The following is a 22,862-nucleotide window of genomic DNA, read 5'->3' on the forward strand; positions in this document are numbered from 1 at the left end:
AACAATAGGCTAAAGCGGTCTAACTCAAAAATCAGACCGTAAAGCCGATCGAGCGTCATGACAGACAAGACCCCTTTTTACATCACCACCGCGATTTCCTACCCAAACGGCAAGCCGCATATCGGCCATGCCTATGAGCTGATCGCGACGGATGCCATGGCGCGGTTTCAGCGTCTGGATGGGCGGGATGTGTTCTTTCTGACGGGTACTGACGAGCACGGGCAGAAGATGCAGCAGACGGCGCGCGCGGAAGGCATTTCGCCGGAAGAACTGGCGCAGCGCAATTCCGATCAGTTTCGCGAAATGGGCAAGCTATTGAATGCCTCCAACGACGATTTCATCCGTACCACGGAAGAGCGCCACCACGAGACGTCGCGCAACATTTGGAACCTGATGTCAAATGCCGGTGACATCTACAAGGATAGCTACGCCGGATGGTACTCGGTCCGCGACGAGGCCTATTACGCCGAGGACGAAACCGAGGTGCGCGCCGATGGCGTTCGCTATGGGCCGCAAGGCACGCCGGTGGAGTGGGTCGAGGAGGAAAGCTACTTCTTCAAGCTCTCCGAGTACCAGGACAAGCTTTTGAAGCACTATGAGGAGAATCCCGATTTCATTGGTCCGGCCGAGCGCCGCAATGAAATCATCTCCTTCGTCAAATCGGGTCTGAAGGATCTTTCCGTTTCGCGCACGACCTTCGACTGGGGCATCAAGGTGCCGAACGATCCGAAGCATGTGATGTATGTGTGGGTGGATGCGCTGACCAACTACATTACCGCGACCGGCTATATTGAAGACAAGAACGGCCCGCGGGCAAAATACTGGCCGGCTGATGTGCACATCATCGGCAAGGACATTATCCGTTTCCACGCTGTCTACTGGCCAGCTTTCCTGATGAGCGCGGGGCTGCCGCTGCCAAAGCGCGTATATGCTCACGGCTTCCTGCTCAACAAGGGCGAGAAGATGTCGAAGTCGCTCGGCAATGTGGTCGATCCGGTCAATCTGGTGAACCATTTCGGCCTTGATCAGGTACGCTATTTCTTCCTGCGCGAAGTCTCGTTCGGCCAGGATGGCAGCTACAGCGAGGAGGGGATTGCGACCCGCATCAATGCCGATTTGGCAAATGGTATCGGCAACCTCGCCAGCCGTTCGCTTTCCATGATCGTCAAGAACTGCGATGGGCAAATCCCAACACCAGGCGCTTTCACCGATGAAGACAAGGCCATGCTTGCTGCGGCCGATGCGCTTTTGGCGAGCTGCCGCGACGAGATGAACAAGCAGATGATCCACAAGGCGCTGGCCTCGATCATCGCTGTCGTCTCCGAAACGGACCGCTATTTCGCCAGCCAGGAACCATGGGCGCTAAAGAAGACCGATCCGGAGCGCATGGGCACCGTGCTTTATGTGACGGCGGAAGTCGTGCGCCAGATCGGCATTTTGCTGCAGCCCTTCATGCCGGCTTCCTGCGAGAAGCTTCTCGATCTTGTGGCCTCACCTGCAGACAAGCGGGATTTTGCGGCGCTTGGAGAAGCTGGCCGTCTGGTGCCCGGTACGCCGCTTGAGGCGCCAAAGCCGGTCTTCCCGCGTTATGTGGCGCCGGAGGCGTGAAGCACAGCATGCTGATCGATACCCATTGCCATCTGGACTTTGCCGATTTTGATGCCGAGCGCGACGACATCATCGCGCGCGCCCATGCGTCGGGCGTTGCCCAGATGGTGACGATCTCGACCCGTGTTCGGCGTCTGCCGGAACTGCTTAAGATCGTAGACGCATATCCGTCCGTTTTCTGTTCGGTCGGTACGCATCCGAACAATGCCGACGAAGAGTTGGATATTTCAACGGACGACCTCGTGCGGCTTGCCAACAGCCATGACAAGATCGTGGCGATCGGCGAGGCGGGTCTAGATTACTTCTATGACACGCAGAAGCCGGAAGACCAGAAAACCGGCCTGCAGCGCCACATCGAAGCGGCGCGCATCACCAAGCTTCCGCTCGTCATTCACAGCCGCAGCGCCGATGATGACATGATCGCAATCCTGCGCGAGGAGAGCGGGAAGGGGCCCTTTCCGTTCATTCTCCATTGCTTCTCAGCAGGTCCCGATCTTGCAAAGGCTGGTGTCGAGCTTGGCGGCTACGTGTCCTTTTCCGGCATTCTGACCTTTCCGAAGTCGCAGGACATCCGCGATATCGCCGCGACAGTTCCCCTGGACCGGCTGCTGGTGGAAACGGATGCGCCGTATCTTGCGCCAAAGCGCTGGCGCGGGAAGCGCAACGAGCCATCCTACGTCGTCAACACGGCTGAGGTGCTCGCCGAGGTTCACGGCCTCTCTTACGAGAAAATGGCCGAGATCACCACGGACAATGCGTTTCGCTGTTTTTCGAAAATGACAAAGGTCTGATCCTTGGCATTATACCGGCGTCGCTTCACCATTCTTGGCTGCTCGTCTTCTCCTGGCGTCCCGCGCATCAATGGAGACTGGGGTGCCTGCGACCCGACCAACCCGAAAAACAGACGCACCCGTGCCGCGTTCCTGATCGAGCAGATCGCGCCAGACGGCGGTGTAACGACGGTCGTTGTCGATACCGGTCCGGATTTTCGCGAGCAAATGATTGCTGCCGGGGTCAAGACGATCGACGCCGTGATTTACACCCATCATCACGCAGATCATCTGCATGGTATCGATGATCTGCGCGGCTACTTCATCACCTCTGGAAGCCGGATACCGATCTATGCCGAGCCGGACACGATGCAACGCATTCGCGACGGTTTTCCTTACTGTCTTGAGACGCCCGTCGGCAGCAACTATCCGCCGATTATTGAACCCCATCTGATCGAGGATCTGGATCAGGACATCGTTATCGACGGCGAGGGTGGTCGTCTGCGGATCACGCCGCACCTGCAGCAACATGGCGATATCATCTCGCTTGGATTTCGCATCGGGGATGTGGCCTACTGCACCGATGTCAGTGATTTTCCACCAGAATCCGTGGCAAAACTTCAAAATCTCGACACGATTGTCATCGACACGTTGCAGTATCGCTATCACCCCAGCCATCTTTCGCTTGAGCAGTCGCTCGCATGGATCGAAAAGCTTGGCGCCAAGCACGCGATATTGACGCATATGCACACGCCGCTGGATTATGAAACCGTCTTGCGCGAAACGCCGGACTATGTCGAACCCGGCTATGATCAGATGCGTTTCGAAGTGGAATTGGCGGACGAGCGCCTATAGCTGCAACAGAGGAATGCAATGTCGACCAAGCCCTTCCGCGCCCCCAGCATGGCGAGCTTTTTCGACAATATCCGCAGCGGTCGACTGCGTGCTCTGTTCCGTCGCGGCGAACTTGCGCTCGTCATTCTCGCGATCCTCGTTGGTGCCGCCGCAGGTCTGCTCGTTGCTTTGATTGGCGCGCTGAGCACGGCGCTTCACGTTTTCGTCTTCGGGGTCGAGAGGCTGAGCAGCAGCAATCTCACCGGTTGGATCGTGCTGGCCGGGCCAGTCGTCGGTGGTGCGGTTCTTGGCTTGATCCTCTTCATTCTCTCTCGAACCCGCAAGAAGCCGATGGTCGACCCGATCGAGGCCAATGCGCTGCATGGCGGGCGTCTGTCCTTGACCGACAGTATCATCGTCTGCGTGCAGAACATCGTCTCCAACGGCTTTGGCGCCTCTGTCGGCCTTGAGGCCGGCTATACGCAGGTCGCCAGTGGCGTCGCGTCGAAGCTCGGTCTTAATTTGAAGCTGAGGCGAGGGGACATGCGCATCCTTGTTGGATGCGGCGCCGCCGGCGCCATTGCTGCCGCCTTCAACGCGCCGTTGACGGGTACGTTCTACGCCATCGAGTTGATTATCGGCACCTATACGATCGTCACGCTTGCACCGCTGATCGTCTCAGCTCTGGTGGCGAATATCGTGGCAGGTCTCGTTTCGCATCACGGTATCAATATCGATGTTGTCGGCTCCAGTACGGTGACGCCGACGGACTATGTGCCTGCCATCTTCCTCGGCGTCGTGTGCGCAGGCATCGGCATCGTTCTGATGCAAGCCGTATCCTTCATCGAGGAGACCGCACGCAAAAGCGCCATTCCACTTTGGCTTCGTCCAACACTCGGTGGTCTCGTGGTTGGCGCATTGGCATTGATTTCACCGCAGGTGCTGTCCAGCGGCCATGGCGCGCTGCATCTCAATCTCGATGCGAATATTACACTGTTTGGCCTTGTGGGGCTGTTTCTGCTCAAGGCGACGGCCAGTGCGGTCTCCATCGGATCGAGCTTCCGCGGTGGCCTGTTTTTCGCGTCGCTCTTCATGGGCTCGCTACTGGGCAAGATTTTTGCAATCTGCGCACCGTATATCGGCTATGGCGCCACGCAACCGGTCGTCTACGCCGTCATCGGCATGAGCGCCTTTGCTGCTGCTATCATCGGTGGCCCTTTGACCATGACGTTTCTTGCCCTGGAACTGACCGGTGATTTCCAGATCACCGCGCTTGTGCTGGCCGCCGTGATCACCACATCGCTCGTGGTGCGAACCACCTTCGGCTACTCCTTCGCCACATGGCGTTTTCACCTGCGCGGAGAAAGCATTCGCAGCGCGCATGACATCGGCTGGATCCGCGATCTGACCGTTGGCAAGATGATGCGCGCCGATATCCGCAAAGCCAACCTCAGCATGGGCCTGGAAGCCTTCAAGGAAAAGTTTCCGCTCGGCTCGACCCAACGCGTCATCATGACCCACGACGACGGCCGCTATGCAGGCATGATTCTCGTGCCAGAAATCTACGCCGACCCGATGGAGCGCGACGCTTCGAAGATCGGTCTGGAGACATATCTGCATTACAAGAACGACGTTCTTCTGCCGACCATGAACGCGCGCCAGGCCGCGGCCGCCTTCGACAACACCGAAAGCGAAGCACTGGCCGTCGTCAATGACAAGGTGGAGAACCGGCCGGTGGGACTGCTGACTGAAAGCCACACGTTACGCCGCTACAGCGAAGAACTGGAGATGCGACGCCGTGAGGCTTCGGGTGAGATTTGAGGAGCAACTTCGTCAATTGGGCAGAACCTCGCGCTTGCCGGCCAATCATATGAAATTAGTTCCATAATCTATATTATGCGATCTTTGTGTGTGGCGCCCATCTTGGTAATGCGACAGTTGGACCGGACAGAAATCCAATAGTCCCCTCTCACTCACGTCGACCAACTCTTCTCTTTATGCGATCGGGGCTAAATTTCGGTGATTGGTGACAGAGTAGGATTTTGCGTCAGATATTCGCTAAGTTCTGGGTCTTCCACGTACCTGATTTGCTCGTCACGTATCTCGTATTGATTGCCGAGTTCAACGCGCAGGATCGCTAGTAAACGGTCCACGTCATCATTAAATCGGTCACAAAGCGCTTGGCTCCACAAGCTTGGATCAGGCGGATATAGAGGGTTGAGGTAGCGGGAGTGCTGGAAGTCCAACCGATCCCGAAGAGTTTGAGCGACTTCCGAAAGCTCTAGCGACGGACGTACACTAACTCTTCCTTCGAGGTCGAAAGTTGATGCATCAACTGGCCCTACATCTAGACGAGCAAGCGTCGCTTCATCACCAGCCCACAGACAGCCACCAGCACCATAATCGAAGAAGAACCGTAGCACGCCTTTAGACATAGATTTCCTATCGTGAGCTTTATCGATGCCCAGGAAAAAGGTGACTCCGTTTAGCTCGTATCGGACCGTCACCGGTTCTGTTGTAGTTTAGAACTGGGATTGAGCGGCAATCACGGGATCTAACGTCGCCTTGGGATTTCGGTCTCCGGATCAATTCCCAGTCTTACAATTTGCTTCTCAGTTACCCTGCTCCTCACCTTTCGCCCCTCGCCTCGCCCTCGCGCTCGATGGCGTCTCGCCGAACGCGAGTTTGAACGACTTGGTGAAATGCGACGGGTTGACGTATCCGACGTCGAAGGCGACTTCGGTGATTTCGCGGTCTGTGTTCGTCAGAAGCTCAAAGGCTCGCTCGAGGCGCAGTTGGCGGTAAGCGGCTGCTGGCGGCATTCCTATGGTTATCTCGAAGAGACGCTCCAATTGTCTGCGGGAGAGACCGACGGACTTGGCGAGCCGTTCGGTGTTTATATCGCCGGAGAGGTGCTGCTCCATCGTAATCAGCGAGGCGAGGACACGCGGCTCCTTGACCTGCATCTTCAGGGGCTGACGGGATTGCGGCGCGTTTGAGCTTCGCACCCTATCCATCTGGAGAACCTCCAGTGCATTGCGGGCAGCGTCGCGGCCGATGTGACGCTCGACGATGACGTTTGCAAGATCCGCGGAGCTGCTGCCGCCGGCGCAGGACCCTCTTCGGCCTTCAAGATGAAACAAGCGATCGGGTCGCACGATGAGATGCGGGAAACGCTCCTGAAAGGCCTGGTAATGGAGCCAGCTGACGCAGACTTCGTGGCCGTCAAGCAACCCTGCTTCGGCCAGAATGAAAGAGCCGGTGCAAACACCGATCATTCTCACGCTTTTGGCTGCTGCAGATTTCAGGAAGGTCATGGTGGCGTGATCGACGGGTTCTGGCACGCGCAGCAAGCCGCCCACCACGACGATGTAATCAAAGTTGGACGGGTCGATGAAGTCGCTTGTCGGTGCGATCTGGACACCGCAGCTTGAGGTGATGAGATGTCTGGTGCTTCCGAGAACATGCCAGTCGGCAAAGACGCGGCCCGAATGGTCCGTCTCGTCACTTGCCAGCCGCAGCGTGTCGATGAACAACGCAAATGGTGAAAGCGTGAAGGATTTGGCCAGAACAAAGCCCACCTTCAACCGCTTCGCTGGCAAATTATCTTGACGATTTGGGAGGTGTTTCATCTTTGATCCTCCGAAATATTGTCACATGATCTGAAAGGCCCGTGCAAGCAAATAGTGATGCTGCGCAAGGCGCGGGGCTGCCAACGGGACTAAGGTGTTCTGGCACCGTGCACCTCGGCACGCGGTGCCAGAACGGGCTGTCATTCGGCAATCTTGACCAGCAGCTTGCCAAAATTGCCACCGGAGAGCATGGCGATAAAGGCTTCGGGCGCCTTCTCCAGGCCCTCCACAATGTCTTCGCGGTAATGGATTTCGCCAGCGGCCACACGAGGACCGATCTCGGCCAGAAACTCGTCGAAATGGTCCTTCGCGAATTCGATCTGAATGAAGCCACGCACGAGGATGCTCTGGCGAAGGATGGTCGACATTGTGGCAGGGAGGCGATCCTTATCGCCAGCGCCGGCGCCATTATAGTGTGCGACGAGCCCGCAGACGGGGACGCGCGCAAACTGGTTGAGAAGTGGAAGCACGCCATCCCAGACACGACCGCCGACATTTTCGAAATAGACATCAATGCCATCGGGGCACGCGGCTTTCAGGTCCGCTTCGAAGTTCTCCGAGCGGTGATCGACAACAGCGTCAAACCCAAGCTCGTTTTTCACGAATGCGCACTTCTCCTTTCCGCCAGCGATACCGACGGCTCGGGCACCGGCAAGCTTTGCTAATTGTCCGACCATGGAGCCCACCGGTCCCGACGCTGCTGCAACGACGACCGTTTCACCTGCTTTCGGCTGCCCAATGAACTTCAGTCCGGCCCATGCGGTAAAGCCTGGCATGCCAAGCGCGCCCAGCGATGTGGTTATTGGTGCGCCGTGGGTTTCGACGCGGCGGAGTTGGTCGCCATTGATGACCGCGTGACTGCTCCAGCCTGTCCTGCCGCGGACGATATCTCCCGGTGAAAAATCGTTGTGTCTGGATTTGACGACCTCGGAGATCGCCTCGCCCTCCATGACGCCGCCGACGGGAACCGGTGCTGCATAGGATTTCGCGTCGCTCATGCGACCACGCATATAGGGATCGAGGGAAAGATAGAGAGCCTTGACGGTGACGTCCCCCTCTCCTGCCTCGGGAAGTTCAAACGCCTCGGTGCGGAAATTATCAGATCCTGGTTGCCCAGCGGGTCTGCTTGCGAGAACGATACGGCGTGCAGAAGTCATCTGATGCTCCTCTTGTTCAGCATCAGACTTATCTAGGAAGCCCTGCAGCGTTTCCAAGTCGGGGCATAGCGAGCGAGCCCGCGATTGCTCAATATCGGCGCAGCGCGCGCCAGATGCTTCTGCAGAGCGGGATCGCCAAGAGAACGCCGATCGTGGCCATAACTCCTGCGAACACCACCACAAACTTTGCGTCGTAACAGTCGTTTCCATCGGGGCACTGAGATTGTGCCGCAGAGTATGCGGCAAGGCCAACAACACCAAACAAGCATAGCAATGACACGCCCGCCAATGCAGCAATAATGACAATTAACTTTGGCATGGGTCCTGCAGCACAACCATCTTCAGACTATATCAATGACCATACCGTGTCCCGCCCAGTTCGCCGATATTAAAATGGGCGGGATCGGATCGAACTCAAGCGCCAACACAAGGGACGAAACCGGTCACTCCGGGACTGTAAGAACGATCTTGCCGCGGGTGCGACCGGCCTCCGATATTGCAAGTGCGTCTCGAACGTCCGCAAAAGGCAAGACCGTATCGACATGTGGCGTAATTTTCCCGGCCTCAACCAAGCGGCTGATTTCGCTCAAACTTTCAGCATTGGGAACGGTGAAGGACCGTTTCGCACTGACGCCGTATCGCTCGGCCTCGTCCTGGGGAAATGCCACGACGGTGATCATCTTGCCGCCCTTCTTCAGGGTTCGCAATGCCCGATGGTAAACCTCACCGCCCATCGTATCGAGAACGACATCCATGTTGGTGGCAATGTCTTCCAAGTCCTGGCGGGTATAGTCGATGAAGTGATCGGCGCCCAAGTCACGCACAAATTTTTCGTTGCGACCAGATGCGACTGCGGTCACCTGAGCGCCGCGGGCCTTGGCGAATTGAATAGCGAGAGAGCCGACGCCACCTGAGCTGTTGGTGATCAGCAGTCGTTGGCCTGACAAGAGTTTCGCCTCGTCGAACAGTGCTTGCCAGGCGGTTGTCCCGGCCAGCGGGATTCCTGCGGCCTCAATGAAGCTCAAGTTTTTCGGTTTGAGCACCAAGTGATCTGCCTTGATAACAGCGCATTGCGAAAAGCCGCCAGATGGTACCATACCGAATACTGCATCATCCTTTTGAAATTGACTGACGCCGGCTCCGCAGGTTTCGATCGTGCCGACGACTTCGCTGCCCAGCCGTATGGGTAGCGTCATTCCCATCCGTTCGCCGGCGCCGCCACGGATTTTCCAGTCGATCGGATTGACGCCCGCAGCGTGTACTTTGACCAACACTTCGCCCGCCCCCGGTTCTGGCCGGAGAACGTCTATGACCTCTACGACATCATTGGAGCCGTATTCCCGGATCAGGACAGTTTTCATTTCCATCTATCAAGCCTTGCCTTGATTGCCTTGCATTCCTCATGTTAGCCAACTTCTTCTTCGATGTGGCGCCAAACGGCATCGCGCAAAGGCCAAACACACGTGCAGCAGCTCTTCACGATTCACCGCGCTTCAAAGCCAAGAGGCGCTGGCTTGCCGCTTCATACGCATGACGAAGCGCAACTGATATTTGCTGCCTCCGGCATGGTGCAGGTGCATACGGAACGGGGTGTTTGGTTGGTGCCGCCGCAGCTTGTCGGGTGGATCCCTGGGGGTGTGTCTCATCGGCTCGACATCCTCAGCGATGCAGAGCTTTGGTTGGTGCTATTGCATAAGCAGGCATTGCAGGATTGGGCGCCCTCGTCTTTCCCCGATCGCGCCTTTGTTTCGCGTATTGCACCTTTGCTTCGCGCCCTGCTTGATGAGGCCGTCGCTATCGACCCGGCTTCGGACAAGGCAAAGCTCGTCGTCAGGCTGATATTGTATGAACTGACCGCAATGCAGGATGCCCCAACCTTCTTGCCTCTTCCACAAAGTGCTCTGGGTCGGCGACTGGCTGAGATTGCGATTGCGGATCATCGAAACGCTCTTGGTCTGAGCGACCTGGCATCGCGCGCTGCGACGTCTGTGCGCTCCGCCAGCAGACTATTTCCAACGGAAACGGGGATGACGCTCAAGGCGTGGCGACAGAGGGTGCGGATCGTCTGGGCGATGGAGCAGCTTTCTCGTGGCGAGTCGATTGCGCGCGTGGCAACACAGGCCGGCTTTGCCAGCACTGCAGCATTTTCGGCCGCTTTCAGGCAGGTCACAGCGATGACGCCGACGGCCTTTCTCGGAGATCCGACGCCCGCCTCGTGACGGACCCTTGCGAAACGTCACCGCAGGTCGAAAGCGGCTTTTGTTGCTTCTACCGTCGCTTACGTCCGCCGAACAAATCTCCGGGATACTGGCGTTGCGCCTCTGGTCAAGCGCGCTATGGTGGCCTCCCATTCCCTTATGAAACTCCACTCGATCCGATGACATTCCGCAGCCGCCTGATTCTCTACGCCTTGCTGACCTCCCTCACCTCGCTCAGCATCGATGCTTTGCTGCCGGGGCTGAGGCAGATCGGACTGGAGCTTGGCGTGGCGCCGCCACTCTCCACGCATCACGTGATCTCGCTGTTCATCTTCGGCATGGCCTTTGGCGAACTTGTCATCGGCCCTCTCTCGGATGCGTTCGGGCGCAAACAAGCACTCCTCGGCGGACTTTGCGTCTATCTCCTCGGAACAGTCGTCGCGCTTTTTGCCCAGTCTCTGGAAATGGTGCTCATTGGCCGGTTCCTGCAAGGTATAGGTGTCTCCGGTCCGAAGATCGCGACCCGCGCCATGATCCGTGACCAGTTCGAGGGCGATGCCATGGCGCGTGTCATGTCCTTCATGTTCACGCTGTTTATTCTGGTCCCAATGCTGGCTCCCGCTCTGGCGCAGGGGCTTATCGCGATGGCCGGCTGGCGCAGTGTGTTTTTCGCCTATTTCGTCATCGCCGTGGTGCTCGGAGCTTGGGTTGCTGCTCGGCATCCCGAAACGCTGCCAATGGCACGGCGTATTCCATTTCGGCCGCGCCTGCTGTTCCTGAACGCGCGGCGCATTCTCTCCAGCCCTCGCGTGACGCTTCTGATCGTGGCAACCGGACTCGTTTTCGGGGCGCAGCTCCTCTATCTCAGCACGGCTGCGGATCTTTTCTTTGAGGCCTACGGCGTGACTGAGAGCTTCCCGCTGTACTTCGCGGCTCTGGCTATCGCGATGGGCCTTGCCTCCTTCATCAATGCGAGGCTGGTCCAGCGCCTTGGCGTGGTCGCGATGGCGCGTGCCGGGTTTATTGGTCTAACGGCGGTGTCTCTGTTGATGGTGATTGCGACCTTGGGCGCAGAGGATGTGTTGCCCTTCGCGGTATTCTTGACGCTGCTGTCCCTCGCCTTCTTTGCGATCGGCATCCTTTTCGGCAATCTCAACGCCCTCGCCATGCAGACGCTTGGAAACGTGGCGGGGTTTGGGGCATCTTTGATCGCGTCGGGGTCGAGCCTGGTTGCCACACTGTTTGCAGTTGGCTTCGGCGGCTTTTACAGCGGCGACACAACTTATCTCGCGGTCGGATTCTTTGCAGCCGGACTGTCTTCACTCGTCCTTGCCGAGATCGCCATCAGAAGAAGCGAGTCGCCGGTCGTTGGCGTCACCCTATGACGCGTCGTAACGGGCTTACCGGCTCCCAGGAAACAAGGCGGTCGCAAGCGTCGATGGTGCGGTTCGGTTCAGCTTGAACTCGGATATCACCCGCTCCGCGACGCCGAAGGCCAGATCCCGCTCTATCGACGAGGCATCGATGCCGATTGCCGTGACGGTGAATTTCGCCTCGGCGATGACTTCGCCTGTCTGCACCGCCGCTGCGCGCACCACGGCCTTCACCGAGGCACGTTGGCCTAGAAGCAAGGAGCCTCTGGTATAGGATTCGAGCCTGATGGTCAGCACGACGCGGGGTCGCGCACGCACCCTCACCGTGTCGTTGATGGCATTGGCGACCTGATAATGGATCGACTGCATAAGCTCAGGCGAGACATCCGGCCGGGCGGCAACGAAAGCGCCCCGCACGTCATAGATCAGCCGGTCTCGCTCGCCCGTTTCAGGTCCGAGCCTGAAAGACATGAGTGCGAGCGACGCCAGCAAAATCATGCCGAAACGCTTCAGTTGCCGATACAAGAAAGACGCCTCCCCTAAGGTAACCCTCAGGGTGCATCTTCATCCATCGTGGTTAAAAATGCTCTAAGTCGTGACGGCGACCTTTACCGCGCTGCAGCAAGAACACGGGCGGCTGCGCGCATGTCGGTAAAGCGCACGGCGCGGCGCTGCTGCGCCTCTTCGTCCTCGCCCCACTGTTCGGCAGTCCAGTCTTCGTCGAGATGAGCGAGTGCCCAGACCTCTTCGAGGGATTTCTCCCCTTCGGCCAAGGCGAGCGCAAGGAGCGCCGATCCGGTGAGCGTGGTCATGGTGTGGAGAGCCGCAAGCTCGATCGGCGTATCGTATTTGCGCAGAGTGACGGCAAAGGCCGCCACAGCCTCACGCGGTTGTTCCTGGTGCATCACGCCTTCGATCAGGATGAAGCGTGCTCCGAGCGTATTCGCAGCCCAGTCGATGACTTGGTCCCACTGCTCGCTCTGTCGTTCGACAAGGGCTTCCGGCTCGCCTGCGCGGTAGCACAGCAGGTCGCTGGAAGAGAAACGAAGAATATCTTCGAAGACCGCCTGCGGATCATTGGCAATGCCATCAATCGCCGTATTGATGTGACGGGAGACCGGCATGGTCGCCGGGTCTATCACCTCCGCTTGCAAATCCCACTCGTAGCGCATCAAGACGGCAAGCGCTTTCGTCGGTACGGAGAGTGCATGTTTCGCTGGTGTGCGCAACGTCTTGCCGTCGAGACGGATTGTAAACGCTCCGTCGTCCAGCTCTTCAACGGTGACGTCCTTGTAGAAACGCTTGGGTAGCGGCTTCTGCATCTGAATTTGCGCCCGGCGGATCGGGTCTGGATGGCTCAAGCCCTCCGAAAGATCGTTCAGCAAATCACGCATCTTTTGTCCTTATCAGCCCGGAATGTGGCCGGGAATTTCGCTTGGATGGTTGACGATCGCATCCGCACCCGCAGCCCAGAGCGCGTCGACGGAGGCATAGCCCCAGGCAACGCCGATCGCCTTGGCACCCGCAGCTTTTGCCATCTGCATATCGTAGATCGCATCGCCGATGACGATCGTATCGGCCGGAACCATGCCGGTCTCGTTGCAGCATTCGCTGACCATGGCCGGATGGGGCTTCGAGGGGCAGTCATCGGCCGTGCGCGACACGATGAAATGTTTGCGAAAGCCGTGCGTGTCCATGATGAGGTTGAGGCCGCGCCGGGATTTGCCGGTCACAGCACCCATCAAGAGTTCTTTCCGCTCGGAGAGCTTCGCGATCATCGCCATGATACCGTCGAAGACCGGTTCCTGAAAGCCAGCTTCAGCGCGCGTCTCCGCAAAGATCGCCTTATAATGCGCCGTCATGGCCGTCGCCTCGTCATCCACATGCGTCTTGCCCTGCATGCGGGCAATCGCGATGTCGAGCGTCAGGCCGATGATGGACTTCGTCAGCGACACCTCAGGGCGTGGAAATCCAAAATGCACAAAGGTGCGCGCCATGACTTCATGGATGAGACCAACACTATCGACCAGCGTGCCATCGCAATCGAAAAGAACAAGCTTCATTGGTCGTCCCTGTCACCATCGGCGACGTCGAGGCCGAGAAGATTCCACGTCTGCACCATGTGCGGCGGCAAAGGCGCGCTGACCCGGAGGCGTCCGCCTGACGGATGGGGAATGTCGATGTGGCGCGCGTGGAGATGCAAGCGCTTCTGGATGCCGCCGGGGAAATCCCAGTTCGGGTCTTCGATATAGTATTTGGGATCGCCGATAATCGGATGGCCCATATGCAGCGCATGGACGCGCAGCTGGTGGGTACGGCCGGTATAGGGCTCCATCTCCAGCCACGCGAGGTTCTGCGCTGCGGTATCGATCACCCGGTAGTAGGAGATGGCGTGGTCGGCACCCTCCTCGCCGTGTTTGGCAATGCGCATACGGTCGCCATCCGGCGTCTGCTCTTTGACCAGCCAGCTTGAGATCTTGTCCTGGTGTTTGCGAGGCACGCCTTTGACCAGCGACCAATAGGTCTTCTTGGTATCGCGCTCACGAAAGGCCGCAGTCAGCTTCTGTGCCGCGCCCCGTGTGCGGGCGACGACGAGAACGCCCGACGTATCGCGGTCGAGGCGATGCACGAGACGGGGCTTTTCGCCCTTCTGGCTCGTCCAGGCTTCCAGAAGACCGTCGATGTGGCGGTTTACGCCCGAGCCGCCCTGCACTGCGATGCCGGCTGGCTTGTTGAAGACGAAAACCTTGTCGTCTTCATGCAGCAACATGCGCTTAAGGAGATCGCCGTCTTCCGAATGCTTCAAATCCTTGGAGCCGATGGGACCGCTCTTGACCTTGGCATCGACATCGAGCGGCGGTACGCGGACCATCTGCCCCGGTTGAACGCGAGCGTCGGTCTTGACCCGTCCACCATCCACACGAACCTGGCCGGATCGCATCAGCTTCTGCAGCTGGCCGAACCCCAGTCCCGGATAGTGGATCTTGAACCAGCGGTCGAGACGCATTCCGGCCTCGTCGGCCTCTACCTTGATGTGCTCGATACCTGCCATGGCAATTCCAGTCTTTCTTTTCTGATCTGCCGCCTCGTTCCTGTGCGGCCTTTGCCTTGCCTTTAAAACAAAGCGCGGCCCAAGGCCAGCCCGGCGAAGATCGCAGCAAAAGAAACCAGCAGGCTGGCCAGGAGATACAGCGCCGACAGGCCGACTTCACCACGCTCGAACAACACCATCGTGTCCAGCGTGAAGGACGACCATGTGGTGAAGCCTCCAAGAATACCGGTGACGATGAAGGCTCGCATCTCATTGGAAGCGTCGAAACGGCGCGCGACCATTTCGACGAGAAGGCCGATCGCAAATGCGCCAACGACGTTCACAGTCAGCGTGCCCCAAGGGAAATTCGGCCCGGCAAGACGCGTCGCCCAAAGCCCGACCAGATAGCGGCCGACTGAACCAATGGCGCCGCCGATTGCGACGAGAAGAATGTTCGACATGCAAAGACGCTCCGGTCCTAATGCTAAACGCTGATGACCCGTCAGCTTTAAGTCATGGCGATGGATTTAGAAATACGCTGGCGACAGTCGTCCGGCCCCAGTGATGATTAAAATGCGTATCAAATTCAACCTGAAGGTTTAGCCGAAGATAAATCTCGCCTTGTTACATTGCTGTCCATTATTACTATCGAGGTCTGGCAATGTGGCAGGTTTGGTCGGTTTCCGCGAATATCGCGGCGTATGCGTCTGAGGGCGCAAAATCTCCGCAACGCGCTTCGCGCAAAGCGGAGGTCGAAAAGGCTGCCAAGGAATTGAAGCAGATCACGCGCAACGATGGGTCGGAACACACATTGATGAACCTGACAGCCGCGGCGCTGTCCCTTTCCCTCTTCACATCCGGGCGACAAAACCCTCAGGCGACATTGGAGCAGGCTCGCCATGCCTATGAGGAGGATTGGGACACGTCCGACTAAGGCCTATCGCGATCTTTCAGATTGGCTCAGACGCTTTAGGTCCTTGTTTTATCGCAAGCCCATGTCGCAAGATCGCTGCACGCTTTTGTGTGGACCATGCTTTAAGCTTCGGCCTTGTTGACGACGTTCAGATTCCTGTCAGGCAAATCACCCAACCTCTTTTCGAAATCACTGAAACAGAGGTTAATCATGAAGACCCTAGCAAAATTGACAATGGCAGCGGTCGCTGCCTTTACGCTCGCAGCTCCAGCATTTGCCGCAACCGCAATCATGGTCCATGAAGGCGGCGAAGGCGGGCAGCCGATGACGCTGACACTCGATAAGCCCAGCGTCAAAGCGGGAGAAGCCGTCTTCATGGTTCACAACGACGCCGTCTCGGAAGATCACGAGATGGTTCTCGTCAAGCTGAAGTCGCCCGACGAGGCGATCCCGCTTGACACGGCAAAACATCGCATCGATGAAAAGAAGCTGAAGAGCCTTGGCGAAGTGGCGGATTTGAAACCCGGCAAGGACGGTCAGTTGAAAGCCAAGCTGACGCCCGGCACCTACCTGCTCTTTTGCAATATCAAGGGCCACTACGAGGCCGGAATGCAGGCAAAGCTCACGGTTACGAAGTAAGAACGATTTGAGTGTTGACGGCCGTCGAGATGCCGATGCATCCCGGCGGCCATCGTTTGAGAGCCGTCAATTGTGATTGTGCTTCGCCTCACCCGGATTGGCAGGACCGACGGGAAGCTCGATCGAGACCTCTCCGGCCTTCTCGAAAGTCAGGGTCACGGGAACCTTGTCGCCTTCGGCGAACGGCTTCTTGACGTTGAAGAACATGAAATGGAGACCGCCCGGCGAAAGCTCCACCGTCTGACCGGCCGGCACGACGATACCGTCATTCAGCTTGCGCATCTTCATGACGTCATTAGCCATGGCCATTTCGTGAATTTCGGCGCGACCTGCCAGGGGTGAGGAGACCGAAACAAGCCGATCGTCAGAGGTGCCCGTGTTGCGGATGGTGACAAAGCCGCCGCCGACCGGCTGTCCGGGCAACATGGCTTTGGTGGATGCTTGAGACAGTTCCAGATCCCCCGCTTTGACCACGCCAGCGGAAGCGCTCGTATCCACCATGGCGCCGTGATCATGGTGCGCATGCCCCTCGCCTTCGCCATTCTGCTTGGCCGTGATGCGGATGACCGGTGCGGGATTGTCCAGTGAATGAGGGTCCTGGCCCTCTGCGGCGATCTGATCCCAGCTTGCGGTGCCCTTGTCGCTGCAGAGCTGCTTTACCTTGAAGGGAAGTGCCTTGCCTGCCGCAACACCTGCCACCTTCCCTTGGATGTTGAAGGTGTCATAGAAATCATCCGGCAGGTTGCCGCCTTTCCAGCGAATTTCGACTGGCCCGCTCTTCACGTCTTTTCCGTGGTTCTTGTAAGTCTTCTGGTAGTCGCCCTTGATGATCTCAAGCTCCCAGCCGGCTTTCGGCTGCGGCTTGGCGGAAATGAAGCCCTCGGGCAGAACGACCTGAACCTCTGTCGTCGCAAGACCGCCTTCGCAGCCATGCGGCACCTGAAGGGCTGAGACGATAGTGCTGTCTTCTTCCGCCGTGCCGTTGACGAAGCTCGTATGGGCGAAGGCGGAGGTGGCCGAGAGGGCAGCTGCGAAAGCTGCGAATGCGGCGTGCTTGATGATTGTCATCTTTCGATCCTTGCGGCTGCTTTATCTGGCAGTCCGTCTTTTTGAGGTGCCGCGCTGCGGCATTGTTTGCGAAGGGATCAGAAAGCTGAGGATGGCGGTCCGCGAGCGCGGTTGGTGCGCAGCTCTGAAAGCGTGAGCGCTTCTTGCTGTTGCGGAAGCGCATTTTCGAGCGACGCCGGATTGGGATTGAGGCCATCATCTGCAAATGGCGTTGGCAGAAGGATAGAGGATGCCAGCAGGCAAGCCTCGCAAAAGAGGATCGCACCGCCTTCGTGCTTGCCATGCTGCGATTGATTTTGCGGCAGATGCTCGGAGCATATCTCGGCAAAGGTGCCATCCGGCAATCGATAGGCTTCATCCAGTGCAGCGGCGGGAGCAGCCTGAACCGGCTTATGCGCGAGGCCGAGAGACAGCATCAGTACGGCGCAGACCATGCGCAGCACAGACTCGATTGTCTTTGCCCTGTTGCTTTCGAACACCCTCATGGTCATTCCGATACCGCGCTTTGATCCAAAATCAAAGGGCCACTCGGCGTGTCGCGGAACAGCTCCCCAAGGCTGGCGTTTGATCTGCAGAACGCAACGCATCACCGAGGAGTTTAAACATGCCAGCAAAATCCAAAGCCCAGCAGAAAGCCGCAGGCGCGGCCCTTGCCGCAAAGCGCGGCGACATGCCGAAATCTCGTTTACAAGGTGCTTCAAAAAGCATGGCTAAGTCCATGACAGAAAAAGAACTTGAAGATATGGCCTCGACGAAGCGCAAGAAGCTTCCGGAGAAAAAGGACGCCTAAGTTTCGGCCCGCCTTGAGACACGGCGTGGTCAACCGGATGACAAGCAAATGACGCAGGTTGAACAAAAAACTGTTCACCTGCGTCATTTCGTCCTTGCCAATCTGAGAGCTTCACAGATAATGAGCTTCCATACCGTTGGGAGAAACCGCTTCGATGCGGTGCCGAAGGAGCAACCGCCCCGGAAACTCTCAGGCAAAAGGACCAACGGTCGAACGGAACTCTGGAGAGAAGCCTCCTTGCACTTATAAGGGCAGGCTCGCCGAAGGGATAACAATCTCAGGCGACAAGGACAGAGGGGGCTCTTGAACCCGACGCTCGCAGAGTGTCACGAACATGAGCCCGCGCGAACGCGCTACCCCGGAGGCATCCTTGGCCGATACAGCCGAGCTGAAAGTCACCCCACTCCATTCCCTGCATCTTTCCCTTGGTGCCCGCATGGTGCCCTTTGCGGGCTACGACATGCCTGTGCAATATCCGGCGGGCGTTCTGAAGGAACATCTTCATACCCGTGCGTCGGCCGGTCTCTTCGATGTCTCCCACATGGGCCAGGTCATCGTGAAGGCCAAGTCTGGCAAGGTGGACGATGCCGCCCTTGCTTTAGAAAAGCTGGTGCCGGTCGATATCCTCAACCTCAAGGCTGGTCGCCAGCGCTATGGCTTCTTCACCGATGAGAATGGCTGCATCCTTGACGACCTGATGATCACCAATCTTGGCGACCATCTGTTCGTTGTCGTCAACGCCTCCTGTAAGGATGCCGATCTCGCGCATATGAAGGCGCATCTTTCCGACAGCTGCGAGATCACGTTGCTTGACGATCGGGCGCTAATCGCGCTTCAGGGTCCGCGTGCAGAGGCTGTTCTCGCGGAACTCTGGGCGGGCGTCTCCGATATGAAGTTCATGGATGTGCGCGAAATTCCGCTGCATGACGTTCCCTGCATTGTGTCGCGCTCCGGTTATTCCGGTGAGGACGGTTTCGAAATCTCCGTTCCTGCTGACAAGGCCGAGGAAATTGCCAAAGCCCTGCTCGAACATCCCGACTGCGAAGCCATCGGCCTTGGTGCGCGCGACAGTCTTCGGCTCGAAGCCGGTCTTTGCCTCTATGGCAACGACATCGACACCACAACGTCACCGATCGAAGCATCGTTGGAATGGGCCATCCAGAAGGCGCGTCGTGCCGGCGGTGACCGCGAAGGCGGCTTTCCAGGTGCCGATCGCATTCTCGGTGAACTTGGCAACGGCACGAGCCGTCGCCGTGTCGGCCTGAGGCCCGCAGGCAAGGCGCCGGTGCGCGGTCATTCCAAGCTGTTTGCCGATGCCGAAGGCAAGACTGAGATCGGTGAGGTTACCTCTGGCGGCTTCGGCCCCACTGTGGAAGGCCCCGTTGCCATGGGTTACGTGCCCACCGACTACACGACACCTGGAACGGCGATCTTCGCCGAGGTGCGCGGCAAGTACCTGCCGGTCACTGTCGCTGCCCTGCCCTTTATCACACCCACCTATAAGCGCTAATCTGCGGAGAAACCCATGCTGAAATTTACCCAGGAACACGAGTGGCTGAAGATCGAAGGCGACGTCGCCACCGTCGGGATTACCACGCACGCCGCAGAACAACTCGGCGATCTGGTTTTCGTTGAACTGCCGGACGTCGGCGCGACCTTCTCCAAGAACGGCGAAGCCGCAACCGTTGAAAGCGTGAAGGCAGCGTCGGATGTCTATTGTCCACTGGACGGCGAGATCGTCGAGATCAATCAGGCGATCGTCGACGATCCGTCGCTCGTCAACTCCGACCCGCAAGGTGCCGGCTGGTTCTTCAAGCTGAAGCTTTCCAACGCCGCCGATGCCGATGCGCTGCTCGATGAAGCCGCCTATAAGGAGCTGGTCGCGTAATGAACACGCCCACTGAATTTCATTTCACCGACTACCAGCCCTATGACTTCGCCAATCGCCGTCATATCGGTCCGTCGCCGGCGGAAATGGAGGAGATGATCAAGGTCGTTGGCTATAAGAGCCTCGACGCGCTCATTGACGCGACTGTGCCTTCCTCCATCCGTCAGAAGGACCCGCTTGCCTGGGGTGCTGCGCTGACCGAACGCGAAGCACTCGACCGCATGCGCGAGACGGCGAACAAGAACAAGGTTCTGACCTCGCTGATCGGCCAGGGCTACTACGGCACGATCACGCCGCCGGTCATCCAGCGCAACATTCTGGAAAACCCCGCCTGGTACACGGCCTACACGCCCTATCAGCCGGAAATCTCGCAGGGTCGTCTTGAAGCGCTCCTGAACTTCCAGACGATGATCTCCGACCTGACTGGCCTCGACGTTGCCAACGCCTCGCTTCTCGATGAAGCCACCGCTGCTGCCGAAGCCATGTCCATGTGCCAGCGCGTCGCGAAGTCCAAGGCGAACGCCTTCTTCGTCGACGCCAATTGCCACCCGCAGACTATCGCACTGATCGAAACGCGCGCCGCGCCGCTCGGCTGGAAAGTCGTCATCGGCAATCCGTTCACCGATCTCGATCCGGTCGACGTCTTCGGCGCAATCTTCCAGTATCCCGGTACGCACGGCCACGTCAGCGATTTCTCAGGCCTGATCTCCCGCCTGCACCAGACAGGTGCTATCGCGGCCGTTGCCTGCGACCTGCTGGCGCTGACGCTTCTGAAGTCTCCGGGTGAAATGGGCGCGGATATTGCGATCGGCTCTTCGCAGCGCTTCGGCGTTCCGGTCGGTTACGGCGGGCCGCATGCGGCCTTCATGGCGGTCAAGGATGCCCACAAGCGCTCCATGCCTGGTCGCCTTGTCGGCGTGTCTGTCGACGCCCGAGGCAACCGTGCCTATCGCCTGTCGCTGCAAACCCGTGAGCAGCACATCCGCCGCGAGAAGGCGACCTCCAACATCTGCACTGCCCAGGTGCTGCTTGCCGTCATGGCATCGATGTATGGCGTCTTCCACGGTCCGCAGGGCATCAAGGCAATCGCCCAGCAGACGCACCAGAAGGCGGTGCTGATGGCCAAGGGTCTGGAGAAGCTTGGCTACAAGATAGAGCCGGATACCTTCTTCGACACGATCACGGTCGAGGTCGGCCACATGCAGGCGCTGATCCTGCGGGCCGCGGTTGCCGAAGGTGTGAACCTTCGCAAGGTGAGCTCCACCAAGATCGGCATGAGCCTTGATGAGCGCACGCGCCCGGCAACGCTGGAAGCGGTCTGGCGCGCCTTTGGCGGCAACTTCTCGATTTCCGACTTCGAGCCGGAGTACCGACTTCCGAAAGATCTATTGCGTACAAGTGCTTACATGACGCATCCGATCTTCCACATGAACCGCGCCGAAAGCGAGATGACGCGTTACATCCGTCGTCTTTCGGACCGTGATCTGGCTCTCGACCGGGCGATGATCCCGCTCGGTTCCTGCACGATGAAGCTGAACGCAACCGCGGAAATGCTGCCGATCACCTGGCCGGAATTCTCCGACATCCATCCTTTCGTCCCGGCCGACCAAGCGCTGGGCTACAAGGAAATGATCGACGATCTCTCCGCGAAGCTCTGCGCTGTGACCGGATACGACGCCTTCTCCATGCAGCCAAATTCCGGCGCGCAGGGCGAGTATGCGGGTCTGCTGACGATCCGCAATTACCATCTGGCTCGTGGCGACGCGCATCGCGATGTCTGCCTTATCCCAACGTCTGCACATGGCACCAACCCTGCCTCCGCACAGATGGTCGGCATGAAGGTCGTTCCGGTCAGGGCGAAGGAAAACGGTGACGTCGATATCGACGATTTCCGTGCAAAAGCAGAGCAGTATGCGGAAAACCTCTCGTGCTGCATGATCACCTATCCATCCACCCACGGCGTGTTTGAAGAGACGGTTCGCGAAATCTGCGACATCGTTCATAAGCATGGCGGACAGGTCTATCTGGACGGCGCCAACATGAACGCCATGGTCGGGCTTTCCCGTCCTGGTGATATCGGTTCCGACGTCAGCCATCTCAACCTGCATAAGACCTTCTGCATTCCGCATGGTGGTGGTGGCCCCGGCATGGGACCGATCGGCGTCAAGGCGCACCTTGCGCCTTACCTTCCCGGTCACCCGGTAAGCGACGGTCGCTCTGGTGCGGTGTCTGCCGCACCGTTCGGCTCCCCGTCGATCCTGCCGATCTCCTGGAGCTACTGCCTGATGATGGGTGGCGAAGGGCTGACGCAGGCGACCAAGGTGGCGATCCTCAACGCCAACTATATCGCTGCCCGTCTGAAGGGCGCCTATGACGTCCTCTACAAGTCAGAGGCTGGCCGCGTGGCGCATGAGTGCATCATCGACACGCGCCCGCTCAATGACAGCTGCGGTGTGACCGTGGATGATGTCGCAAAGCGCCTCATCGACTGCGGCTTCCACGCGCCGACCATGAGCTGGCCGGTCGCTGGTACGCTGATGATCGAGCCGACGGAGTCAGAGACCAAGGCTGAAATCGACCGCTTCTGCGACGCCATGCTGACGATCCGTCAGGAAGCCCGCGACATCGAGGAAGGCCGTGCTGACAAACTCAACAACCCGTTGAAGAACGCCCCGCATACTGTCGAAGACCTCGTCGGCGAATGGGATCGCCCCTACAGCCGCGAACAGGGTTGCTTCCCGCCCGGCTCCTTCCGCGTGGACAAGTACTGGTCGCCGGTCAACCGTATCGACAATGTCTATGGCGACCGTAACCTCGTCTGCACCTGCCCGCCAATGAGCGAGTATCAGGAAGCAGCGGAGTAAAATCGACTGACGAAGCCCGGAGCGATCCGGGCTTCTTTCGTTAGAGCCCGCCATGATTCACGATTTGATAGCCGTCGTTTCAACATGTCGGGCACAG

23 protein-coding genes and 1 riboswitch are annotated in these 22,862 nt (G+C 58.4%); of the genes, 12 read left to right on the forward strand and 11 right to left on the reverse strand.

Annotation, left to right across the window (positions count from 1 at the left end):
* Positions 1 to 57: 57 nt before the first annotated feature.
* From metG to ACTJK5_RS05230, 4 genes are read left to right on the forward strand one after another with little or no spacing between them, the layout of a single operon-like run.
* Entirely contained in the window at positions 58 to 1,608 is a 1,551-nt protein-coding gene (gene metG / locus ACTJK5_RS05215; protein ID WP_113274031.1) for a methionine--tRNA ligase, read from the forward strand.
* 8 nt (positions 1,609 to 1,616) lie between these two features.
* Positions 1,617 to 2,399, forward strand: coding sequence for a TatD family hydrolase (locus ACTJK5_RS05220; RefSeq protein WP_440611956.1), 783 nt, complete (start codon positions 1,617 to 1,619; stop codon positions 2,397 to 2,399).
* 3 nt (positions 2,400 to 2,402) lie between these two features.
* Positions 2,403 to 3,233 carry an MBL fold metallo-hydrolase gene (locus tag ACTJK5_RS05225; RefSeq protein WP_113179657.1) on the forward strand — a complete coding sequence of 277 codons (831 nt, stop codon included), beginning with the start codon at positions 2,403 to 2,405 and terminating at the stop codon, positions 3,231 to 3,233.
* A gap of 18 nt (positions 3,234 to 3,251) precedes the next feature.
* Complete coding sequence (locus ACTJK5_RS05230) at positions 3,252 to 5,033, forward strand: chloride channel protein (protein WP_113179656.1); 1,782 nt, start codon at positions 3,252 to 3,254, stop codon at positions 5,031 to 5,033.
* A gap of 188 nt (positions 5,034 to 5,221) precedes the next feature.
* On the opposite strand, the gene ACTJK5_RS05235 is transcribed toward ACTJK5_RS05230, so the two are convergent.
* From ACTJK5_RS05235 to ACTJK5_RS05250, 4 genes are all read right to left on the reverse strand, one after another.
* Entirely contained in the window at positions 5,222 to 5,647 is a 426-nt protein-coding gene (locus ACTJK5_RS05235) for a hypothetical protein (protein WP_113179655.1), read from the reverse strand.
* Between the two features lie 177 nt (positions 5,648 to 5,824).
* A complete protein-coding gene (locus ACTJK5_RS05240; RefSeq protein WP_111850663.1) occupies positions 5,825 to 6,844 on the reverse strand; it encodes a GlxA family transcriptional regulator in 1,020 nt (339 codons plus the stop codon).
* A gap of 140 nt (positions 6,845 to 6,984) precedes the next feature.
* Positions 6,985 to 8,001, reverse strand: coding sequence for an NADP-dependent oxidoreductase (locus tag ACTJK5_RS05245; RefSeq protein ID WP_113179818.1), 1,017 nt, complete (start codon positions 7,999 to 8,001; stop codon positions 6,985 to 6,987).
* A 443-nt stretch (positions 8,002 to 8,444) separates the two neighbouring features.
* The gene (locus ACTJK5_RS05250; protein WP_440611957.1) at positions 8,445 to 9,368 is read right to left on the reverse strand and encodes an NADP-dependent oxidoreductase; all 924 of its coding nucleotides are present in this window, start codon (positions 9,366 to 9,368) and stop codon (positions 8,445 to 8,447) included.
* Between the two features lie 147 nt (positions 9,369 to 9,515).
* On the opposite strand from ACTJK5_RS05250, the gene ACTJK5_RS05255 reads away from it, so the two are divergent.
* On the forward strand, positions 9,516 to 10,220 hold the full coding sequence (locus ACTJK5_RS05255; protein WP_312930001.1) for a helix-turn-helix domain-containing protein: 705 nt from the start codon (positions 9,516 to 9,518) through the stop codon (positions 10,218 to 10,220).
* A gap of 158 nt (positions 10,221 to 10,378) precedes the next feature.
* The gene (locus tag ACTJK5_RS05260; RefSeq protein ID WP_113260608.1) at positions 10,379 to 11,584 is read left to right on the forward strand and encodes a multidrug effflux MFS transporter; all 1,206 of its coding nucleotides are present in this window, start codon (positions 10,379 to 10,381) and stop codon (positions 11,582 to 11,584) included.
* Positions 11,585 to 11,599: 15 nt separating this feature from the next.
* Here the strand turns inward: ACTJK5_RS05260 and ACTJK5_RS05265 are convergent, their stop codons facing one another.
* The 5 genes from ACTJK5_RS05265 to crcB all read right to left on the reverse strand — a co-directional run bounded on the left by ACTJK5_RS05265 (position 11,600) and on the right by crcB (position 15,064).
* Positions 11,600 to 12,097 carry a hypothetical protein gene (locus tag ACTJK5_RS05265; RefSeq protein WP_113226143.1) on the reverse strand — a complete coding sequence of 166 codons (498 nt, stop codon included), beginning with the start codon at positions 12,095 to 12,097 and terminating at the stop codon, positions 11,600 to 11,602.
* Positions 12,098 to 12,180: 83 nt separating this feature from the next.
* A complete protein-coding gene (locus ACTJK5_RS05270; RefSeq protein ID WP_113260609.1) occupies positions 12,181 to 12,966 on the reverse strand; it encodes an ATP12 family chaperone protein in 786 nt (261 codons plus the stop codon).
* A gap of 12 nt (positions 12,967 to 12,978) precedes the next feature.
* The gene (locus ACTJK5_RS05275; RefSeq protein ID WP_113260610.1) at positions 12,979 to 13,635 is read right to left on the reverse strand and encodes an HAD-IA family hydrolase; all 657 of its coding nucleotides are present in this window, start codon (positions 13,633 to 13,635) and stop codon (positions 12,979 to 12,981) included.
* Positions 13,632 to 14,624 carry an RluA family pseudouridine synthase gene (locus ACTJK5_RS05280; protein WP_062425328.1) on the reverse strand — a complete coding sequence of 331 codons (993 nt, stop codon included), beginning with the start codon at positions 14,622 to 14,624 and terminating at the stop codon, positions 13,632 to 13,634. Before ACTJK5_RS05280 ends, ACTJK5_RS05275 begins: the two co-directional genes overlap by 4 nt.
* Positions 14,625 to 14,686: 62 nt before the next feature.
* Complete coding sequence (crcB, locus tag ACTJK5_RS05285) at positions 14,687 to 15,064, reverse strand: fluoride efflux transporter CrcB (protein ID WP_062598390.1); 378 nt, start codon at positions 15,062 to 15,064, stop codon at positions 14,687 to 14,689.
* 200 nt (positions 15,065 to 15,264) lie between these two features.
* On the opposite strand from crcB, the gene ACTJK5_RS05290 reads away from it, so the two are divergent.
* A complete protein-coding gene (locus ACTJK5_RS05290; protein ID WP_440611958.1) occupies positions 15,265 to 15,537 on the forward strand; it encodes a hypothetical protein in 273 nt (90 codons plus the stop codon).
* A gap of 189 nt (positions 15,538 to 15,726) precedes the next feature.
* Positions 15,727 to 16,155 carry a plastocyanin/azurin family copper-binding protein gene (locus tag ACTJK5_RS05295; RefSeq protein ID WP_113260611.1) on the forward strand — a complete coding sequence of 143 codons (429 nt, stop codon included), beginning with the start codon at positions 15,727 to 15,729 and terminating at the stop codon, positions 16,153 to 16,155.
* 66 nt (positions 16,156 to 16,221) lie between these two features.
* Here the strand turns inward: ACTJK5_RS05295 and ACTJK5_RS05300 are convergent, their stop codons facing one another.
* Positions 16,222 to 17,223, reverse strand: coding sequence for a copper chaperone PCu(A)C (locus tag ACTJK5_RS05300; protein ID WP_113260612.1), 1,002 nt, complete (start codon positions 17,221 to 17,223; stop codon positions 16,222 to 16,224).
* A 77-nt stretch (positions 17,224 to 17,300) separates the two neighbouring features.
* Entirely contained in the window at positions 17,301 to 17,708 is a 408-nt protein-coding gene (locus tag ACTJK5_RS05305; protein WP_312929993.1) for a hypothetical protein, read from the reverse strand.
* A gap of 119 nt (positions 17,709 to 17,827) precedes the next feature.
* Here ACTJK5_RS05305 and ACTJK5_RS05310 point away from each other — a divergent pair, with 119 nt between their 5' ends.
* From ACTJK5_RS05310 to gcvP, 4 genes are all read left to right on the forward strand, one after another.
* On the forward strand, positions 17,828 to 18,013 hold the full coding sequence (locus ACTJK5_RS05310) for a DUF3008 family protein (protein WP_062598387.1): 186 nt from the start codon (positions 17,828 to 17,830) through the stop codon (positions 18,011 to 18,013).
* Between the two features lie 127 nt (positions 18,014 to 18,140).
* Positions 18,141 to 18,228: riboswitch (glycine riboswitch) on the forward strand.
* Between the two features lie 155 nt (positions 18,229 to 18,383).
* On the forward strand, positions 18,384 to 19,523 hold the full coding sequence (gene gcvT, locus ACTJK5_RS05315) for a glycine cleavage system aminomethyltransferase GcvT (RefSeq protein WP_162741848.1): 1,140 nt from the start codon (positions 18,384 to 18,386) through the stop codon (positions 19,521 to 19,523).
* A 15-nt stretch (positions 19,524 to 19,538) separates the two neighbouring features.
* On the forward strand, positions 19,539 to 19,901 hold the full coding sequence (gcvH, locus tag ACTJK5_RS05320) for a glycine cleavage system protein GcvH (RefSeq protein WP_062437495.1): 363 nt from the start codon (positions 19,539 to 19,541) through the stop codon (positions 19,899 to 19,901).
* Complete coding sequence (gene gcvP, locus ACTJK5_RS05325) at positions 19,901 to 22,765, forward strand: aminomethyl-transferring glycine dehydrogenase (RefSeq protein WP_440611959.1); 2,865 nt, start codon at positions 19,901 to 19,903, stop codon at positions 22,763 to 22,765. The genes gcvH and gcvP overlap by 1 nt, the downstream gene beginning before the upstream one ends.
* Positions 22,766 to 22,862: the final 97 nt, after the last annotated feature.

The sequence above is a fragment of the Agrobacterium sp. 22094 genome (assembly GCF_052046015.1).
Lineage (GTDB): Bacteria > Pseudomonadota > Alphaproteobacteria > Rhizobiales > Rhizobiaceae > Agrobacterium > Agrobacterium cavarae.

Coding starts and splice junctions, on each gene's coding strand:
- metG (WP_113274031.1), top strand. CDS start 58: ATGACAGACAAGACCCCTTTTTACATCACCACCGCGATTTCCTACCCA.
- ACTJK5_RS05220 (WP_440611956.1), top strand. CDS start 1,617: ATGCTGATCGATACCCATTGCCATCTGGACTTTGCCGATTTTGATGCC.
- ACTJK5_RS05230 (WP_113179656.1), top strand. CDS start 3,252: ATGTCGACCAAGCCCTTCCGCGCCCCCAGCATGGCGAGCTTTTTCGAC.
- ACTJK5_RS05235 (WP_113179655.1), bottom strand. CDS start 5,647: ATGTCTAAAGGCGTGCTACGGTTCTTCTTCGATTATGGTGCTGGTGGC.
- ACTJK5_RS05240 (WP_111850663.1), bottom strand. CDS start 6,844: ATGAAACACCTCCCAAATCGTCAAGATAATTTGCCAGCGAAGCGGTTG.
- ACTJK5_RS05245 (WP_113179818.1), bottom strand. CDS start 8,001: ATGACTTCTGCACGCCGTATCGTTCTCGCAAGCAGACCCGCTGGGCAA.
- ACTJK5_RS05250 (WP_440611957.1), bottom strand. CDS start 9,368: ATGGAAATGAAAACTGTCCTGATCCGGGAATACGGCTCCAATGATGTC.
- ACTJK5_RS05260 (WP_113260608.1), top strand. CDS start 10,379: ATGACATTCCGCAGCCGCCTGATTCTCTACGCCTTGCTGACCTCCCTC.
- ACTJK5_RS05270 (WP_113260609.1), bottom strand. CDS start 12,966: ATGCGTGATTTGCTGAACGATCTTTCGGAGGGCTTGAGCCATCCAGAC.
- ACTJK5_RS05275 (WP_113260610.1), bottom strand. CDS start 13,635: ATGAAGCTTGTTCTTTTCGATTGCGATGGCACGCTGGTCGATAGTGTT.
- ACTJK5_RS05280 (WP_062425328.1), bottom strand. CDS start 14,624: ATGGCAGGTATCGAGCACATCAAGGTAGAGGCCGACGAGGCCGGAATG.
- crcB (WP_062598390.1), bottom strand. CDS start 15,064: ATGTCGAACATTCTTCTCGTCGCAATCGGCGGCGCCATTGGTTCAGTC.
- ACTJK5_RS05290 (WP_440611958.1), top strand. CDS start 15,265: ATGTGGCAGGTTTGGTCGGTTTCCGCGAATATCGCGGCGTATGCGTCT.
- ACTJK5_RS05295 (WP_113260611.1), top strand. CDS start 15,727: ATGAAGACCCTAGCAAAATTGACAATGGCAGCGGTCGCTGCCTTTACG.
- ACTJK5_RS05300 (WP_113260612.1), bottom strand. CDS start 17,223: ATGACAATCATCAAGCACGCCGCATTCGCAGCTTTCGCAGCTGCCCTC.
- ACTJK5_RS05305 (WP_312929993.1), bottom strand. CDS start 17,708: ATGAGGGTGTTCGAAAGCAACAGGGCAAAGACAATCGAGTCTGTGCTG.
- ACTJK5_RS05310 (WP_062598387.1), top strand. CDS start 17,828: ATGCCAGCAAAATCCAAAGCCCAGCAGAAAGCCGCAGGCGCGGCCCTT.
- gcvH (WP_062437495.1), top strand. CDS start 19,539: ATGCTGAAATTTACCCAGGAACACGAGTGGCTGAAGATCGAAGGCGAC.
- gcvP (WP_440611959.1), top strand. CDS start 19,901: ATGAACACGCCCACTGAATTTCATTTCACCGACTACCAGCCCTATGAC.